Annotated in this window: 17 protein-coding genes and 1 pseudogene; 9 read left to right on the top strand and 9 right to left on the bottom strand. The window is 53.5% G+C overall.

Features of this window, described 5'->3' with window-relative positions; translation table 11 throughout:
• The first annotated feature begins 26 nt into the window (after window positions 1-26).
• Window positions 27-1,886 (top strand): LTA synthase family protein, encoded by a 1,860-nt coding sequence (locus BM347_RS03140; RefSeq protein WP_175498474.1) that lies wholly within the window; start codon window positions 27-29, stop codon window positions 1,884-1,886.
• Between the two features lie 124 nt (window positions 1,887-2,010).
• Window positions 2,011-2,126 (top strand): annotated as a pseudogene (locus BM347_RS17825) (transposase); the annotation flags it as partial.
• 22 nt (window positions 2,127-2,148) lie between these two features.
• Here the strand turns inward: BM347_RS17825 and BM347_RS03145 are convergent.
• Window positions 2,149-2,538 (bottom strand): winged helix-turn-helix transcriptional regulator, encoded by a 390-nt coding sequence (locus BM347_RS03145; protein WP_093915394.1) that lies wholly within the window; start codon window positions 2,536-2,538, stop codon window positions 2,149-2,151.
• A gap of 139 nt (window positions 2,539-2,677) precedes the next feature.
• Between BM347_RS03145 and BM347_RS03150 the strand changes: the two genes are divergently transcribed.
• Window positions 2,678-3,541, top strand: coding sequence for an SDR family oxidoreductase (locus tag BM347_RS03150; protein WP_093914939.1), 864 nt, complete (start codon window positions 2,678-2,680; stop codon window positions 3,539-3,541).
• A 98-nt stretch (window positions 3,542-3,639) separates the two neighbouring features.
• Window positions 3,640-4,248 carry a nuclear transport factor 2 family protein gene (locus BM347_RS03155; RefSeq protein WP_217644002.1) on the top strand — a complete coding sequence of 203 codons (609 nt, stop codon included), beginning with the start codon at window positions 3,640-3,642 and terminating at the stop codon, window positions 4,246-4,248.
• On the opposite strand, the gene BM347_RS03160 is transcribed toward BM347_RS03155, so the two are convergent.
• From BM347_RS03160 to dctP, 6 genes are all read right to left on the bottom strand, one after another.
• On the bottom strand, window positions 4,172-4,897 hold the full coding sequence (locus tag BM347_RS03160) for a ribonuclease activity regulator RraA (RefSeq protein ID WP_093914941.1): 726 nt from the start codon (window positions 4,895-4,897) through the stop codon (window positions 4,172-4,174). The genes BM347_RS03155 and BM347_RS03160 overlap by 77 nt on opposite strands.
• 9 nt (window positions 4,898-4,906) lie before the next feature.
• Window positions 4,907-6,640, bottom strand: coding sequence for an L-arabinonate dehydratase (gene araD, locus BM347_RS03165; protein WP_093914942.1), 1,734 nt, complete (start codon window positions 6,638-6,640; stop codon window positions 4,907-4,909).
• Between the two features lie 4 nt (window positions 6,641-6,644).
• Entirely contained in the window at window positions 6,645-6,806 is a 162-nt protein-coding gene (locus BM347_RS17515) for a hypothetical protein (RefSeq protein ID WP_175498475.1), read from the bottom strand.
• A gap of 9 nt (window positions 6,807-6,815) precedes the next feature.
• Entirely contained in the window at window positions 6,816-8,132 is a 1,317-nt protein-coding gene (locus BM347_RS03170) for a TRAP transporter large permease (RefSeq protein ID WP_093914943.1), read from the bottom strand.
• Window positions 8,122-8,643, bottom strand: a complete 522-nt coding sequence (locus BM347_RS03175; RefSeq protein ID WP_093914944.1) for a TRAP transporter small permease subunit — start codon at window positions 8,641-8,643, stop codon at window positions 8,122-8,124. Before BM347_RS03175 ends, BM347_RS03170 begins: the two co-directional genes overlap by 11 nt.
• A gap of 62 nt (window positions 8,644-8,705) precedes the next feature.
• On the bottom strand, window positions 8,706-9,731 hold the full coding sequence (gene dctP / locus BM347_RS03180; RefSeq protein ID WP_093914945.1) for a TRAP transporter substrate-binding protein DctP: 1,026 nt from the start codon (window positions 9,729-9,731) through the stop codon (window positions 8,706-8,708).
• Between the two features lie 133 nt (window positions 9,732-9,864).
• On the opposite strand from dctP, the gene BM347_RS03185 reads away from it, so the two are divergent.
• Window positions 9,865-10,578: a GntR family transcriptional regulator gene (locus BM347_RS03185; RefSeq protein WP_245764167.1), complete on the top strand. Its 714-nt coding sequence runs from the start codon at window positions 9,865-9,867 to the stop codon at window positions 10,576-10,578.
• A 20-nt stretch (window positions 10,579-10,598) separates the two neighbouring features.
• Here the strand turns inward: BM347_RS03185 and BM347_RS03190 are convergent, their stop codons facing one another.
• Window positions 10,599-11,468: an SMP-30/gluconolactonase/LRE family protein gene (locus BM347_RS03190; RefSeq protein WP_093914946.1), complete on the bottom strand. Its 870-nt coding sequence runs from the start codon at window positions 11,466-11,468 to the stop codon at window positions 10,599-10,601.
• A gap of 86 nt (window positions 11,469-11,554) precedes the next feature.
• On the opposite strand from BM347_RS03190, the gene BM347_RS03195 reads away from it, so the two are divergent.
• Genes BM347_RS03195 through BM347_RS03210 form a run of 4 tightly spaced genes read left to right on the top strand, consistent with a single transcriptional unit; the run spans window position 11,555 to window position 15,080 of the window.
• On the top strand, window positions 11,555-12,535 hold the full coding sequence (locus BM347_RS03195) for a C4-dicarboxylate TRAP transporter substrate-binding protein (RefSeq protein ID WP_217644003.1): 981 nt from the start codon (window positions 11,555-11,557) through the stop codon (window positions 12,533-12,535).
• 25 nt (window positions 12,536-12,560) lie between these two features.
• Entirely contained in the window at window positions 12,561-13,046 is a 486-nt protein-coding gene (locus BM347_RS03200) for a TRAP transporter small permease (RefSeq protein WP_093914947.1), read from the top strand.
• Window positions 13,047-14,327 carry a TRAP transporter large permease gene (locus BM347_RS03205; RefSeq protein ID WP_093914948.1) on the top strand — a complete coding sequence of 427 codons (1,281 nt, stop codon included), beginning with the start codon at window positions 13,047-13,049 and terminating at the stop codon, window positions 14,325-14,327.
• Between the two features lie 30 nt (window positions 14,328-14,357).
• Window positions 14,358-15,080: a GntR family transcriptional regulator gene (locus BM347_RS03210; RefSeq protein ID WP_093914949.1), complete on the top strand. Its 723-nt coding sequence runs from the start codon at window positions 14,358-14,360 to the stop codon at window positions 15,078-15,080.
• A 154-nt stretch (window positions 15,081-15,234) separates the two neighbouring features.
• On the opposite strand, the gene BM347_RS03215 is transcribed toward BM347_RS03210, so the two are convergent.
• Window positions 15,235-17,943, bottom strand: coding sequence for a glycosyltransferase (locus BM347_RS03215; RefSeq protein ID WP_093914950.1), 2,709 nt, complete (start codon window positions 17,941-17,943; stop codon window positions 15,235-15,237).
• Window positions 17,944-18,092 lie beyond the last annotated feature (149 nt).

Consider the following 18,092-nt stretch of genomic DNA (forward strand, 5'->3'; position numbering starts at 1 on the left):
ATTTAGTGATCTGAATGCGGGCGTCTTTGTTTGAAAAAGTAGTGTGCGGCTATTTTGCCGTTTTGTTCTTAATCTATCTGGCTGTTCTTGGTGTCTCGCCCGTCAAGCCTGAGGGTTTTGTGTGGGGCGTGTCGACGATTGGCCTTCCGGCATTCGAGTTGGCCTTTTTTTGCATATTAACACTCACACTTTGGAGACTGCGCTCAAAGTGGACCCGGTACCTCGTCGTTTTAGGGTGTATCTTTTTTCCGGCCGTCGTTGGATCGTTCTACTTGGTGCAATTCATCTCAATCGTGACCTCGGGAAGGTACATCACCGTCCTTGCAATGGAAAACTCAGGAGAGGTGGCGTACATTACGAATACGACGACAATTGCGCTATGCGTAGGAATGGTGAGCTTAATAGCAACCATCGTTTTTTTCTCCATTTCCGAAGCACGCAAGAGCACTCCAGGTCAGTTTGCGGGTCGGTCCGCTATCGTTGGGTTTGCGCTAATTTTTTTGATGGGCATCGGTTATAACGAACGCGATCGGTTCGTCGATCATGCCAACAATTTAGGTATCCCGATATCCTTGGATACAAGTTTTGCCCCCGCGATCGGAATGCATAAAACCTATAGAAAATTTTCGAAGGTCCGGTTTGATGCAAACCGTATCGTGAAATTTGTGGATGATGTTGCAAGCGGAGACGTAGAATCCCCTTTTTATGTGGACGTCACAGCGGATTACCCCTTCCAGCAAACCAGCCTCCGTTCAGGCCCGCTACCGTTTGTTGTCAAGGCGTCGAGCGAGCCAGTGAATGTGATTGTCTTGTTTCTAGAGGGCCTGTCCGCGCGCGCACTAGGTCACTACGGTGGCCCTTATGTTGACCTGACACCCAACCTTAATCGCTTTGCAGAGCAGGCGGTCACGATCGACAGTTATTATAATCATACGGCGGCGACCTATCGCGGCATCCAGGGGTCTCTATCGTCAGGGTTTCCACTGGCCGGCGGCGCTGGCGGCTGGGAAAGTTCGCAAGATCGCTTGGGCGGGCTGAGTGCGATTTCTTACGCGACCCTGCCAAAAATTTTGGACAAGCGCGGCTATGATACGAAGATTTATTCGCCCCATTCGGAAACTAGGCCATTTGACGACTTCCTGCGCGCGGTCGGGTTTGAACAGGTCGTAACGCCCGAAGACGTTGTACCAGACAACCCGCCCGATTTTCTGAGCGATCGGGATTTGTTTGCTGCGATGGCAGACGACCTGCAAGCACTGGAACAATCTAACAATCAGACCCCGTTCTTCTGGGCGTCCTACAACATCGGATCCCATGCCTTTCTCAACACGCCATCGGGCGCAGCGTCATATGGTGATGCCCGTAATGCAGCTCTCAATCGGTTTCATGAACTTGATGCGAGCTTAGCAGCGTTCCTTGATGCATTCGAGGCATCCACATTTGCGGACAACACTTTGCTTGTCATTACGGCAGATCATTCATCCTATGCAGAGCCGCCCGTTGTTGAAGCCTTTTCAGATAGCGCGAAATTCACGACCCACTTCATCGACCAAATCCCTCTTATTCTTCATATTCCGGGGGTTGTCGAACCAATGCGATTTGAAAATGGGGTGCGGACATCGCTCGATTTGACGCCAACGATATTGAATATGATGGGAGTGACAGAAGTTGAGCATGCGTTTCTTGGCACGTCTATCTTTGACACGCAATTCCGGCCCGAGGTGAATTGGGGGGCGATCGGCCGCGGTTTTTATCGTATCGATCAAACAGGTGTTTCATTTGTGAAGGAAGACGATGCGAGCACACAGGAAAAAATTGTGGGCAGTGCCATCATGTATTACAATCAGCTCGAGCTTGAAGATAAGATATTTGATCCGAGACTGTAGCACTTCAATCCTTCGGTCTATTTGAAATCTCAACCTGATATGAACCTGTGGGGTGAACGCAGGGGGATTGACGATGTTAGGACCCCAGCAAGAAGCGCAAGGCGCACTCTTTTATTAGTTTTCCATCGACGATCATGTGCTTCAGAATCACCTGCTGCGCACGATAGACCTGTTCGTGGATCTGAGCAGTATGCGGGGTTACCTCGCAGACAAATACAGTCTACTGGTCGTCCTTCAATCTGGGCGAAAACTCTCGTTCTTGTCACTCCATGTCGAACTTAGTGCGAGCGGCATTGATGCTTGGGAATTTCTCATCCGCCCAAGAGATCATCGCGTGAAGTGGCGCGAGAAAGGACGCGCCTAGGTCGGTCAAACCATAAGCGACTGATGGCGGCTTAGTACCAAAAACTTCACGATTCACGAGTCCATCACGCTCCAGATTTCGCAAGGATTGCGTCAGCATGCGTTTTGACACATCTGGCAGAGCCCGACCTAGCGCGTTGAACCGCTGTGGCCCGCCCTCTAGCTCTAGCAAAATCAGAGTGGTCCACTTTGCTGCCACGTGATCAAGCACCTGTCGCACAGGACAATTGTTGGGATGAAATCCCATGGCCTTCCATTCATCCAGACGGTTTTGTTGAATGTCGCGCATCATCAGTCCCTTCTATGCAGCCGTTTCCCCGCAACAGGTTCCCTTGGTGTTACCTGTGGAGATAAAAGTGCGTCCTTTTCTTTTCAGCAGCGGTCTCTAAATGAGACTTGTACTTAATTCTAGACTGAAAGAAAACACTATGACAAAAATCCTGATCACCGGCGCAACCGGCCAACTTGGCCAGCTTGTTCTTGATGCCCTGTCCGCCAAGGCTGTTCCCGTTGAAACCATCGCTGTTTTGGTGCGCCGCCAAGAGGCCGCCGCCGAACTCCAAGCCAAAGGCTACGACGTGCGCTTAGGCGACTACTCGGATGCTGACAACCTGGAGGCCGCTTTTGCAGGGCTGGATCGGTTGTTGTTCATCTCAAGCCCCGAGATAGGTCAACGCGTTCCGCAGCATCTCAACGTGATCAAAGCTGCCAAATCGGCGGGCGTGTCATTCATCGCTTACACGTCGTTGTTGAAGGCCGATACGAGCAAGATCGGTTTCGCTCCCGAACACATTGCTACGGAAGAAGCATTGGCGGCATCAGGGCTCGACTACTGCTTGTTGCGCAATGCCTGGTATACAGAGAACTACCTTATGGCTTTGCCACAAATTCTTGAGATGGGGCAGCATTTTGGGGCCGCTGGCGATGCTAAATTTGCACCCGCGACACGCGCTGATCTCGCTCAGGCGGCAGCGGAAGTGCTTGTCAGCGCCGGACATGAAGGCAAGATTTACGAACTGGCCGGTGATGACGCTTTTACCTACCCCGAATACGCGAGCACCATTGGGGAACTCGCAGGTAAAGACATCGCCTACGTCGACATGCCGGAAGCTGCCTATCAGCAAGCGCTGGAAAGTGCAGGGGTACCCGGCCTGATGGCGTCATTGTTGGCCAATGCCGATGTCGCGGCCAAAGAGGGCTCGTTGTTTGACGATAGAAAGGGACTTTCGAAACTTATTGGTCGCCCAACCACATCCCTTGAAACAGTCCTGAAAGAGGCGTTAAATCAATGATCAACTCAATGAGCAAAGGTTTGACCCTTGCCTTCTAGCTTTGCGCTGCGCCAGTTGCGGGCTTCGCTGAGAACGCCCGTGACATCGCGATCAATGGCTTGAAGGCCGTTTTCATCGACCGCGATGTAGCCGCAATCGATGCTTATTTCGACCCTGACTATATTCAGCACAACCCGATGTTTCCGAAGGGGCTGGACACGCTCAAAGGGTTTGCTGCCAATATGCCAGAAGGATTTTCCTACCAGATTGGTAATGTCATCGCAGACGAAGATCAGGGGCTGGTGGCCATCCATTTCCGGGTCGTTGGTTTTGCCCCGGAACCCATGATCGGCGTTGATAATATGCGCGTTTCAGATGGTAAAACCGTCGAGCATTGGGACGTATTGCAAGCCGAGGTGACAGATACGGTTTCTGGCAACCCAATGTGGCCCAGACGCAGTAACCTGAATAGCAAAAGAAGGAGAAAGGCTGCTTCTTTGGTGGCCTTTCTCCTGCTGCTGCACATGGGATGGGAGCAGACAACCCCGCATCCTTTCGACAATCGCAAAGGTCGTCACGGTCCCGTCAATCCCCCGAAAATCACGTCGCGCAATCGTCCGCTTGTCCCAACCCAGATGGGCAGGTGGTTGCCTAGCGGCCCGTCCGTTTACGCCAAGCAGCAAATTTTTGCTGGTTTTCCTCGATGGTGCAGGGATACAGCCCGATGATCGGCGTGCCGTTCATGACCTCTTCAAGAACAAAATCCTCAAAGCTTTCCATGCCAGAACAGACATCGGCGATTTCATCGGCCAGATGCGCAGGGATCACCATCACGCCGTCGCGGTCACCTACAACCACATCCCCGGGAAAGACCGCGACATCGCCACAGGCGATCGGACCGTTGATTTCGATGGCTTCGTGCAGGGTCAGGTTTGTAGGGGCTGAGGGTCTGGCGCAGAACGCGGGCATATCAAGTTCGCCGATCCCGTGGGCATCGCGAAAACCACCGTCTGATACGACGCCAGCGCATCCGCGCACGGCCAACCGCGTCACAAGGATTGACCCCGCCGTTGCCGCGCGCGCGTCCTTGCGGGCATCCATCACCAGCACATGTCCTTCGGGGCAGGTTTCCACAGCGACCCGCTGGGGGTGATCGGCGTTGCGGAAAACCTCAAGCGGGTTGCGATCTTCGCGGGCGGGAATATAGCGCAGGGTAAAGGCCTGCCCGACCATGGTTTCGTCTTTGGCAGAGACAGCAGACACCCCTTGGATGAACTGGTTGCGCAGCCCCCGTTTGAACAATTGTGTAGCAATCGAGGCGGTCGAGACGCGCATCAGCTGTTTGCGCGTCTCATCGGAAAGAACATAGTCGGCCATATCGTTCCTTTAGAAAATATCGGGTTCGTCGGCAGTGCGGCCAAACCCAGTTTCAAGAAAATCAAAGTCGCAGCCTTTGTCGGCCTGCGTCACATGTTTCGCATAAAAATAGCCGTAGCCGCGTTCATAACGGCCCTTTGGGGCCTGCCATGCAGCGCGACGACGGGCCAATTCGTCATCATCAACCAACATGTCCAATCGGCGTGCGTCCAGATCCAACTGCACGATATCACCGGTTTGCAACAGCGCAAGCGGGCCGCCCACATAGCTTTCAGGGGCCACGTGCAGCACGCAGGCCCCGTAGGAGGTGCCAGACATGCGCGCGTCTGAGATGCGCAGCATATCGCGCTGGCCTTGATTGATCAGTGCCTTGGGGATCGGCAACATGCCCCATTCAGGAAATCCCGGCCCGCCCTGCGGCCCAGCGTTGCGTAGCACCATCACTGTGTCGGGTGTGATTGTCAGGTTCTCATCATCGACCGATTCTTTCATTTCGGGATAGCTATCGAACACCAAAGCAGGCCCTTGGTGCTGATAAAACTTGGGATCACAGGCCGCCGGTTTGATCACGGCCCCGTCAGGGCACAGATTGCCACGCAACACGGCCAAAGACCCTTCTTTGTAGACGGGGTTTGATAAGGGGCGGATGACGTCATCATTGTAGACCTCGGCGCCTTGCAGGTTTTCACCCATCGACCGGCCTGTGACGGTCAGGCAGTTTGTATCAAGCATGGATTCGATTTGCTTCATCAGCGCGCGCAGGCCACCCGCATAATAGAAATCTTCCATCAGGTAATCCTGACCAGAGGGGCGCACGTTGGTGATCAGCGGTGTCTTGCGGCCCAGATCATCAAGATCATCAAGGGTCAGATCAACGCCCGCGCGGCGCGCCATCGCGATCAGATGCACAACGGCGTTGGTCGAACAGCCCGTCGCCATCGCCACAACTGCCGCATTACGACAGGCTGGCGCGGTGATGATCTTTTCGGGGGTCAGGTCCTCCCAGACCATGTCAACGATGCGGCGTCCGCAGGCCGCGCTCATGCGTTGGTGCCCTGCATCCACTGCTGGGATTGACGATGCACCGGGCAGGGTGATCCCCATCGCATCGGCGATTGCCGTCATGGTCGATGCTGTGCCCATCGTCATGCAGGTGCCCGCCGAGCGGGCGATCCCGCCTTGCACGCCCAGCCATTCCGCGTCGCTGATATTACCCGCGCGGCGTTCGTCCCAGTATTTCCACGCATCCGACCCTGATCCCAAAATCCGCCCCGCATAATTGCCGCGCAGCATCGGACCTGCGGGCAAATAAATCAGCGGCACGCCTGCGGAAATCGCCCCCAGCACCAGCCCCGGCGTGGTCTTGTCACAGCCCCCCATCAGCACGACCCCATCAAGGGGGTGCGACCGGATCATTTCTTCGGTTTCCATGGCCAGCATGTTGCGGTACATCATCGAGGTCGGTTTGGTGAAACTTTCATCCACCGACAGCGACGGCAGCTCCACACCGAACCCGCCAGCCTGCAACACCCCGCGTTTTACGTCCTGTGCCCTTTCGCGGAAATGCGCGTGACAGGTATTGAGTTCCGACCATGTGTTCAGAATGCCGATCACGGGTTTGTCGCGAAAATCATCTTCGGCGTAACCTAGCTGCATCATGCGGCTTTTATGTCCGAAGGTGCGCAAATCGTCAGGGGCAAACCAACGCGCTGATCTGAGGTCTTTTGCAATTTTTTGTGTCATCGGGTCATCCAGTGAATGCGAACATAAGCCACACAAGAACCGCCGTCAGGACCACGCCCAGAACTTCTGGCCAATTCCCATGTTTGGTGTCGTCTTGCGTTTCTTCGTGGGTGAATTCGGGGGCAGAGATGTCTTCATCCTGCTTGGTGAGTTTTGGGTTCTCCATTGTGCGACCTCAATCCATCATCGCTGGCAGCCAAAGCGCCAACTGGGGGAAAAACAGCACAAGAAACAGCCCGACTATTTGCAGCGCGATAAACGGAAGAACTGCAACAAAGATGTCCTGAAGCTCGACCCCTTTGGGTGCCACGGATTTCAGAAAGAAACACGCAGGTCCAAAGGGCGGTGAAAGATAGTAAATCTGAATGTTCATCGCAAAAAGGACGCCAAACCAGATCGGATCAAACCCTAGGTCGATTACAACCGGTGCAAAGATCGGCACCGTGATAAAGATAATCGCGATCCACTCCAGAAATGTGCCCAGCAACATGACAATCAACATCATCACCGCGATGACCATCAGCGGGGGCACGTCCAGGCCGGTCAGCAGTCCGTGCAAAAACTCGCCCCCGCCAATCCGGTTATAGATGCCAATCAGCGAAACAGCACCCAGCACCAGCCAGATGATAGACCCCACCGTCAGCACCGTTTGGCGCATCGCATCGCGTGCCATCGTCCAGCGCAGCTCACCTTGTGCTGCGGCCACAACCAGCGCGCCAACAGCCCCGATCGCAGCGGCCTCGATCACGGTGGCCACGCCGGAATAGATCACGCCAAGCACGGTTCCGATCAACACAGCGGGCAGGATCACCCCCTTCATGAATTTCAACCGCTTGAACAAAGGCAAACCCGTTTCCGGGATGTCGTAGATCGGGGCCAGTGCAGGGTTCAAACGGACCCGTGCGAGGATGTAGGCGATATAAAGCGACGCCAGCAAAAGCCCCGGCGTGGCCGAAGCCGCAAACAGCTTTGTAATCGAAACCTGCGCGGCCAGCCCGTAGATGATCAACACGACAGACGGCGGGATCAGTGTGGCTAGGGCTCCTGCTGCACAGATGATGCCGATTGACAGCTTTTTATCATACCCAAGCCGCAACATCTGCGGCAGCGCAATCAGGCCCAGCATGACGATTTCGCCACCCATTATCCCCGACATCGCGGCCAATACGACAGCCACGATGCAGGTTTGCACCCCAACCGATCCGCGGAACCGTCCGCCCAGAATTGCCATGGAATCAAAAAGCGATTTGGCGATCCCCGAACGCTCAAGCACGTTCGCCATAAACACAAAGAACGGCACCGCGATCAGTTCGTATTTATGCAAGACTTCGCTGACGTTGGCCGCAACGATGAAATACCCTGCACGTACGCCAAAATAGAGCACCGCAGTCGCCAAAGACACCGTGAGCGTGGTGATGCCCAGCGGGACGCCAAGTGCCATCAAGCAAAACAGCGAGACCACAATCAGCAGTGTGATGATTTCAATTCCCAACGGACATGTCCCTTTGTTCGTCTTGGGCCCAGCGAACGATATTCGCCGCCAACTGAGCCAGATAAAGAATGCACCCCACAACGATCATCACCTTAAACAGCGTCGGCTGGATCGAGTTGAAGGCAGTGCCCGAATGCTCGGTCCGGCCAAGGACTTTCATTGCAGGGCCCCATAGCGCAAATGTGAGTACAAGGATGGCCGCAAAGGCAATCAGCTGTTGCAACAGTTCAAATGCGCGCCAGATTTTTCGCCCGACCATCAGCTCTAGCATGGTGATGGAAATATGCCGTTTGCGTTCGGTGACATAGCCGACTGACATCACCCAAGCGGTTGCGCAAAGCGTCATGGCCAGTTCGGTTGACCAAACCGTCGGGCGATCAAATCCGTAGCGCATCACGACCTCAAACGCGGATATCGCGATGCAGGCAAAATAAAGAACTGAGCAGCCTTGGCCGATAAAGACACTGAAGTGGCTCATGAAATCGGCCCAGCGGGCAAGCAAGCGTTTCATCGCTACCCCTGATCTAGGAAAATATAGTGTCGCCCATGCCAAGATGGGCGACACTCGCAAATTCATTCAGAAAACAAACCGATTTCTGTCATGTAAGCGATGTGAGCTTCCAGCGCTTCTTGGGCCAGATCGGATTTTTGGGCGAAAACTTCCCATTGTTCGCGTGCCACCGCCCGCAGCTTGTCGCGGTCGACCTGCGCCCAGTTGATCACTTCGATATCATCCGATGCATCGTCGCGGGTGGCCAGTTCAACATCAAGTTTCGACACCTCTTCGGCCATCGCGTACATGGCATCATACCACCACGTCCGCAGTGCGGCCTGATCGTCCGCTGACAGCGTTTCCCATTTGGCCGTGCTGATCGTGAACTGCATGGACGGCATTGAGTGGATGCCAGGGTAAAGCGGGTAGGGTGCCACATCGTGCAGGCCCGTCCGGTCGTTGTTTACATAAGCCGATGCATCCGCAGCATCGACGATCCCCTTTTCAAGTGCGCCGAACACTTCCGAAAACGGGATAGAGACAGGTGACGCCCCTGCGGCCTGAAAAACGGCTGCGGCCAATCCTTCGGGGGACCGGATTTTCTGCCCTGCCAGATCTTCGAACGTGCGGATCGGGGTGCGGGCCGGCAACGCTTCGCGTGAGTAGGGGCCACAGGCCACAACATGCACTTCGCCTTGGGTGATTTCATCAACCGCGCGCTGCATCATCGCCTCACCGCCACCATCGCGGCAAAATCCAAGCATCTGTTGCGGGGTATCATATCCTGAAATCAGATCACCCATGATCGCAAATGCGGGTTCCAGTCCGGCAAAGTAGTTCACGGATGTGAAATTACCGTCAAGCACGCCAACGGCCACGGCCTCTGGTGTTTCGCGCGCCGGAACAACCGATCCGTTCGGTGTGAAGACGATCTCAACACGACCTTCGGTCATCTGTGAAATTTTTGGCAGCCAAGTTTCGGTCAGGTACTGGGTTGAGAAATCTCCGGCGTTAAATGAAGTTTGAATTGTGAATGTTTCAGCGGTCGCAGCGTTTGCCGTAACACAAACCGTCGCCATAAGCAGCGCGTGTTTTATGAGTCTCATTATTTTCTCCCAATGGAAAAATGCGGCGCTCTCCTCCTCCGCAGTCTTATATACTAATATATTAGTGCCTTAGGAGCAAGCCTGTTCTATGGTGCGACGACAGGCAGCTAAAAATCAGTATTGAGCATTTCGAATGAACGACCAAAACACGCCCCCACCCGCCAACGCCGTGCCCCCGATGCGCGGACCGCTGCGCAAGACATCCATCAGCCAGCAGGTCTATGAGGCATTGCGCAACCGCATCATAGACCTGGAACTTGTGCCCGGTCTGAACCTGTCGCGTGTCGAGATCGCGGATTTCTATAGCGTCAGTCAGACCCCCGTGCGCGACGCGATGCTTAAACTGGAGGAAGAAGGCCTGTTGGTGATCTTTCCCCAATCCAAAACCGAAGTGTCGCGTATCAACATCGATCAAGCACGCGAAACGCAATTCTTGCGCGTGTCGCTAGAAACCGAAGTGGTCAGAAAGTTGGCCACGTCTGGTACCGATGACTGTGTCGCAGAAGCCAAGGTAATCATCACGCGTCAAAAGTCTGCATTTGACGCAGACGATCTGCCGTATTTTCAGGAACTCGACCGTGCATTCCACAAAGCGTTGTTCACCGCTGCGGGTCTGGAAAATCTCTGGCATTTGATTGACGAAAGGTCTGGCCAGATTGACCGGCTGCGAAAACTTAATCTGCCCGTTGCGGGCAAGACCAAAGAAATCATCAAGGCGCACAGCGCAATTGTCGCGGCGATCGAACGCAAAGACGCAGATGACGCAGAAAACCAAGTGCGGACCCACCTGTCCGGCACCTTGGGCCAGATTGACATGATCATGGCGCGCCACCCCGCGTTCTTTTAGACAACGGCCAGTTGGCTGCGTCACAAATCGCCGCGATATATCCCAAGCTTGCCGTCGTCGCCGTTGTCAGTGAACGATGTCAGGACCATCGCGTGGTTATCTGGCGGCACAAAGGCGGGCTTTGTCGGCGACTGAAACGGCACATTGTATTTCGTGCCAAGTGTCCCATCGGGTTCAAAACAATAGATCGCGCCGCCACCGACCCCCGCAATCCAGTAGCGCCCCTTTGCGTCAATCGCGGCCCCGTCCGGTCGGCCTGACAGATCGTCAAACCGCGCAAAAACGGTTCGGGGGGACATGGTATCGTGTTGATTGATCTTAACGGTCCAGACGGTCTGGATGCTGGGGTGCGAGTCGGAGAAAAACAGGCGCTGATTGCGGTTATCCCACGCCAATCCGTTGATGGTGCGAGAGCCCTCGGCTTTGGATGTCAGCGTCAGGGCGGCGGGGTCAAACAAATACAGAACCCCGTTGGCGTGCTGGTTGTCGATGTCCATCGTCCCCGCCCAGATACGCCCTTGGGCATCGGTACAGGCATCATTGAACCGTTGATTCTCTAGGTAAAGTGGCGCGACCTTGTGAAAGGTCGCCGCCTGATCGTCGAACACAAAAATACCGCTTTGCATTCCGATAAAAACGTCGCGCCCAATACATTGCACAAAGCCCGGCATCTCCGGTGTTGTCCATGCCTGCGTTTCGCCTGCTAGTGTGGTCCGGAGAACCTTGTGCCCTTGGATGTCCACCCACCAAATGGCGTCATGCGCGTCAGACCACACAGGGCTTTCGCCCAGTTTGGCGCGGGTCTGTGTGAGTGGTACAAAGAGTGCGTCGACGATGTCGTAGGTCATAATACCCTTGCCATATTGGCTATTTTGAATGGTGGTTGACATAATTCTTTTCGTATAATTAATGTCCCACTTCAACTAATATATCAGTTGGGGGTTTGGTCATCACGCCATTTAGGGAGGAAAACAACATGAAACATTCAAAAAAAATGCGCATACTTGCCGCGGCTGTTGTCGCGGGCTTTACCATCGCAGGAACAGCATCCGCCGAAACCACGCTTAGGATCGGGACAGTTCTGGCCCCCGATGACCCGATGGGTCAGGGGCTGGATAAATTTGCCAGCGAAGTCGCAGAAGCAACAGGCGGCGATGTCGTTGTGGAGATTTTCCACAACAGCCAGCTTGGCGATACTACCGAAATGATCGACCAGGCCCGCGCGGGTGCAAATGTCGGCACGATCACAGATGTCGCGCGCCTGTCGTCATTTGTGCCGTCGCTGGCGATAATGTCGGCCCCGTTCTTGTTTGACACATATGATCAGGCCGACAAATTCGCGGGATCAGATGTCTATCTGGGCTGGGGTGATGAGCTGGTAGAAGAGGCCGGCCTCGTGATGCTGGCGTCAAACTGGTATCAAGGCGCGCGCCACGCGCTGACACAGGATCCGGTTACAGGTCCTGCTGACCTGGCAGGCGTCCGAATGCGCACAATCGGTGCACCCGTCTGGATCGAAACCATTCGCGCAATGGGTGCCGAGCCGACACCAATCGCATGGGGCGAGGTTTATTCCGCCTTGCAGCTTGGCACGATTGACGCCGCAGAAGCACAGCCCACCGCGATTTGGGGTGCCAAACTGTTTGAGGTGATCAACCACGTGACCAAGACAGGGCACATCCAACTGGTGACCGCGCTTGTCGTTTCAACCGAAAGCTGGAACGAACTGTCCGCCGAAAATCAGGCCATTGTGCGCAATCTGGCAGTTGAAAACGGTCGCTATGCGTCTGCATTGACAATCGAGTTGGGCGAAGAGGCGTTGGCCAATGTTGCCGCTGCGGGCGTCACAGTGTCCGAGGTTGATCTTGCACCCTTCAAAGAAGCGGTCGCGGGTGTTTTCCCGATGCTGAACCTTGAGGCAGAGGCCGCGATTGTCCGCGAGATCATCGCGGAGTAGTCTGCAAAAAAAGGGAGGGCGCAGAATGTTTCGTCATGCTACCAACTTTGGCCAACGTGTCGAAACAGTCTGCGCCGTCCTGCTTCTGGTTGCGATTGTCGTTCTTGTCGCAATTGCATCCATCGCCCGTGTGGTTGGCAGCCCGATCATCTGGTCGGTTGAAATTGCCCAGCTTTGTCTTGTCTGGCTGTGCATGCTAAGCGCGGATCTTGCCATGCAAAACGGACGCCATTTCGGGTTGTCACTGCTGTCTGACGCGCTGTCGCCCGCAAGAAAACGGCTGCTTGAGCTGTTTAACCGCGCCGTTCTGATCATCCTGCTGGGGCTTTTGTTGTACTACGCTTGGCACAACGCGCATCTGATGCATCCGCGGTTGATCGGGGCTACGCAGATGCACGGGTCATACCTGCATGCGTCGATGGTTGTAGGGCTTTGCCTTTTGCTGCGCACCATGATTGCGCAGACCTATGCTGTGTGGCGCGGCACGTCATTTATGAAAGATACCCTTTAGATGCTGATCCTGATTGCAGTGCTTTTCATGCTATTTCTGTTGCTGGGCCAGCCTGTCGCGTTTGCGCTGGCAATTGCAGCTATTCCGGTATTTGTGATCACCGGAACGATGCCGCCTACTGTCGCGATCCAAAAGATGGTTTCGGCAACACAAAGCTTTCCTTTGCTGACAGTGCCGTTCTTTATTCTTGCCGGTAACCTGATGAACATCACGGGCATTACCGACAGGTTGGTGAACTTTTCTAAACTGCTGACCGGATGGCTTGCTGGGGGGCTCGCGCAGGTGTCGATCATCCTGTCATTTATGATGGGGGGGATCTCAGGCTCGGCAGTCGCAGATGCGTCGATGGAAAGCCGGTTGTTGGGGCCCTCAATGATCGCGCAGGGATTTTCCAAACCGATGACCGCCGCGATCCTTGCGTTCGGGTCGATCATCACAGCGACAATCCCGCCGTCAATCGGGCTTATCCTGTTTGGCTTTATCAACGAAGTATCCATCGGGCGTTTGTTTCTTGCGGGGATCGTGCCAGGGGCCATTCTGACTCTGGTCTTGATGTTCACCGCATGGGTGATCGCAAAGCGTAACGGCTATGCACCCGTGCTTGCCTCACCGCCCACGCGCGGCGAACTTTGGGCCAGTTTCAAAGACAGTGTCTGGGCGCTGATGTTTCCAATCATCTTGATCGTGGGCTTTCGGTTCGGGATATTCACCGCAACCGAGGCAGGCGCGTTTTTGGTGTTCTATGCACTGTTCATCGGCATCTTCATCTATCACGAACTGACCCTCGCCAAAATGTTCGAGGCGCTGGAAACATCCCTGCATGATTTGGGCATGATTATGTTGTTGATCATGATGGCGGGCGTGCTGGGTTATGCGATCACGATCGAACGCGCACCGCAGAAAGTGACCGAATTTGTCACAACCTTGTCCGATAACCCCGCAATAATTCTTTTGATGATCACAGGGGTTTTGGTGATTTCAGGGATGTTTCTGGAAGGTGCCGCCAATATTCTTCTGGTTACACCAATTGTCATGCCAGTGCTGACGGCCGCAGGTTTTGACCCGATCCATATGGGCATCTTGATGGTGCTTTTGATCAATCTGGGCGGGCTGACACCGCCTGTCGGGGTGATCATGTTTACCGTGTGCGGGATACTGGACGTCAAAACAGGGGCCTACACACGCGCAGCTTTGCCATTCTTTTTCGCCCTGCTTGTTTTCTTTATTGTCCTTGCAATGCTACCGTCCTTGTCCACGGCACTGCCCAATGCGCTGATGTAGCATGGGCAGTTTTTTGAAAAGGTTATCGCGATGTTACAGTCCGGGGAAATTCAGGTGAACGGGATTGATGTAACAGCGCCAGCGCCGCATCTTCCAGCCTCGACACGCGTTTACGAGGCATTGCGCGCGCAGATCATTTCTTTGGCGATACCGCCTGGGCAGCGTTTGTCGCGCCCTGATCTGGCGCAACAATTCGGCGTCAGCGCGTCACCCCTGCGCGAAGCAATCCAACAGCTTGAACGCGACGGGCTGGTCGCCACCTTTCGCCAATCCCGCACCGTTGTTACCAGCATCGACCGCGGCCAGCTGCAGCGCGAACATTTCCTGCGCACCGCCGTTGAGTGTGAGGTCGTCAACACCCTTGCCGCGATGAAAGACAAAGAACCTCTGAACAAAGTGTCGGCGATCGTGAAAATGCAACGCGTTCTGCTGGAAGACCACGATCAACTGGATCTGTTTCGAAAACTCGACGCAGATTTTCACCAAGCGCTATTTGAACTTGCGGGGCAGGGCACATTGTATCAGTTTTCGTCCGAACGCACGATCCAGATGACGCGACTAAGAAATCTGGATTTGCCAAGCGAAGGCAAGCTGGAATCAGTGGTCAACCTACATGACAACATTGTCGAAACTATCCGTTCGGGTGACCGGCACGCCGCCACCGATGCCATGCGCACACATCTGTCTGGCACCATCGCACGTTTGCCGGATATCATGACGCAGTACTCGGAATATTTTTCAAAAGAAATCTAATCCGCCATTTTTAACCGTTTGCATTCGTAGAACTTATCCGGCCATTTTCGGTACTGACTGGCCAGATGTGACTGTGATTATCGAGGTCGCGCAGTTGTTCGCTTTGACCACCTGTTCCCTTACGAATGCTTCCACGCGGCTGAATTTGTCTTTTTCACCATCGCGCCGCTCCAAACCTAAAATCTTCATGATCTAACGAAAGATTGGGATTATAGGCAGGATCTTCAAAAGTGTCGGTTTGCCACTTATCAATCATATATTGAAATTCACTATCAAAACGTGCCTTTTTTTCGGGGGTATCATCAGTTTTGCGAGAGGCAGATTCATGGTGATACATTTCGGCAAGTGGGGTCCACAGATTGCGATACCCTGCCGCCTTTATCTTCAAGCACAAATCCACGTCGTTGAATGCAACAGCAAGGTGTTCCTCATTCAAACCACCAACCGCATTGTAAACGTCCCTGCGCACAACTAGACAGGCCCCCGTAACAACGGTGTATTCTTGGGGTAAATTTAGTCGCGCGAAGTATCCAAAGTCTGATCGCATCGCGCGCTTGAATGCATGTCCAGCCACCCTTCCTATTCCGACAATCACGCCTGCATGTTGGATACGATTGTCAGGGTAATATAGCTTTGCTCCGACACAACCGACATCCGGGCGGCTGGCGAGGCTTACCATTTCACGCAGCCACCCTTTTGAGATTATTTCGATGTCGTTGTTGACCAGCGCGACAATGTCGGCCTTGGTTTGAGCCACGGCTTTGTTGTTCAGCGCAGAATAGTTGAAGGGCCCATCGTCTCGAATGACGCGTACACAAGCAGAACGAGAAATTTTTTCAAACCACGCCAGCGTTTCCGGTTCTATACTTCCGTTGTCAACTATGATAATTTCATAGTTTTCATAATCTGTCTTTTCAAGGATTGAGTCCACCGTCAGTTTGGTTATGTCCAGCCGATCACGTGTCGGAATAATGATGGTTACGGAAGGCTCTGCATCATTTGGCCAGCGGGGTATGTAGGTGAACGGGTGGGGCCCCCTTGCAACTTCAATTTCTTGCCCGTGCTGCTCAGTTAGAGCAGCCGAAACAGCGCGTACGCCCGCGTCCCAAGCATAAAGTTTAGCGTCGGCCGAATCTGCCGTGCTCCCTGGCGAAGCACGCCATGAATACAATACTTTAGGGATATGTTGGATTTGGGCGTCTGATACATGCGCCAGACACCGCAGCAACAGATCGTGATCTTGTGCGCCTTCAAAACCAACACGGAAACCGTCGATTTTTTTCACCAGTTGTGTATCGTAACATCCCAAATGCGAAACGTAATTAATGCTGTAAAGCAGCTCACGATTCCAATCCGGTTTGAAATGTGGGTCATAGCGGGTGCCATCTTCGCGGATTTTATCCTCATCTGTATAAATGATTTTTGCATCTGGATATTGGTCAATAACCTCTGCCACGTGTAACAGCGCATCGCGGTCAAGTAGATCATCATGATCGACCAACACAAGAAAATCGCCATTTGCAACCTCAATGGCGCTGTTCGACGCGTTACTGATATGGCCGTTTTCTGTACGGAACACGACTTTGATGCGGTTGTCAGATTTTGCAGCATCGCGCAGAACTTCTTGGGTGCGCATATCGGTCGAGGCATCGTCAGCGATACAAAGTTCCCAGTTCGCGTAGCTTTGGTTAAGGATAGAATTGATCATCTCCCGAAGCAGTTTTGGCTCGGTGTTATAGACTGGCACAATAACCGAAAACATTGGCCCATCTGATAGCCGTTGCACAAGGTCATTGGTTTCTTTGGACATGGCGAGACGTTGTCTGGACCACTCTTCAAGGATATTTTCATAACTGTTGGCAGAGCGTTCGCGTCTGATTTCCGAGCGATTTGGATCTCGCTTTTCGGCAGAACGCGTAAACCGCTTTGCGGTCCGTTTTGATAACGGAGGGCTTGCCTTCGACAGCGCCAGAAGAAGCTGCCGAACGATCAGCCGTTTAAACTGTTTGAGCGGGCGTCTACGCGCATCCGCCAAAAGCCCTGCGAGCTTTTTGATATTTCCTTCAGCTTCCCCGATCTGTGCAGCCGTTTCAGCTGCAATTTGCGCAGCTCTAATTTGAGCCGCTTCAATTTGCTCAGCTCTAATTTGCTCAGCTTTATCTTCCAATAAACGTTTTTGGGTAGCAGACGCGCCAACAGCCTCAAAGAAACTCTCAATAATACCTGGGCCACCTTTTGCATGCGATAGCGGTACAAGATTTTGAACATCAAGCGGCACTTCTGGCCCCCACAAAAGGACGCCAAGACCGTGACAATGGGTGAAATTGAACGACGGATGACTATCTGAAATTTCAGCCCAGTATTTGTAGACGCCAAAACCCCGTTCCTGAACAACCGTATCGTGAAATAGTACAACCGCCCGCTTGGAGAGTTTTGGCACCCAGCTCTCAAAGTCGTGTTTCACATCTTCGTAAAAATGACGCCCGTCTACATGCAGCAAGTCGATGCTACCATCTTTAATGTCGCTTAGCGCTTCGTCAAATGTTTTTCTCAAAAGGGTGCTGAAGCCATCATACTGTTTGTTTTCAGCACGTACACAATCAAAAACATCTTCAGAATACAGGCCTGAATGTTCGTCACCAGCCCATGTATCAACGGCGAAGCATTCGGTCGAAAGTTTAGCCTGCTTTACGGCCTGACACATTGCAAAGTACGAATAACCGTAATGGGTACCCAATTCCACGATCCGCTTCGGCTGTAGCGCCTGAACCAACCACATTGCAAAGGGGCCATGCTCGACCCAAGACGTGATGAGCGGTTGATATGTCGGTTCGCAAACGTCTTGTTCAAGAAATTTTACCATTTTGTTTTACTGTTCCAATTCATTGTCACTAAATACCTACACCGAAGAGGTTATGCGCTAGGCAAGTCGCTAGCCGGATTGATGACGAATTTCAACTGATTTTGGTCGCCAACCTGTTGCGTCAGGCACAATCATCATTTTCTCGTGCT

It is taken from the genome of Sulfitobacter marinus (assembly GCF_900116285.1).
Taxonomy (GTDB): Bacteria; Pseudomonadota; Alphaproteobacteria; order Rhodobacterales; family Rhodobacteraceae; genus Sulfitobacter; species Sulfitobacter marinus.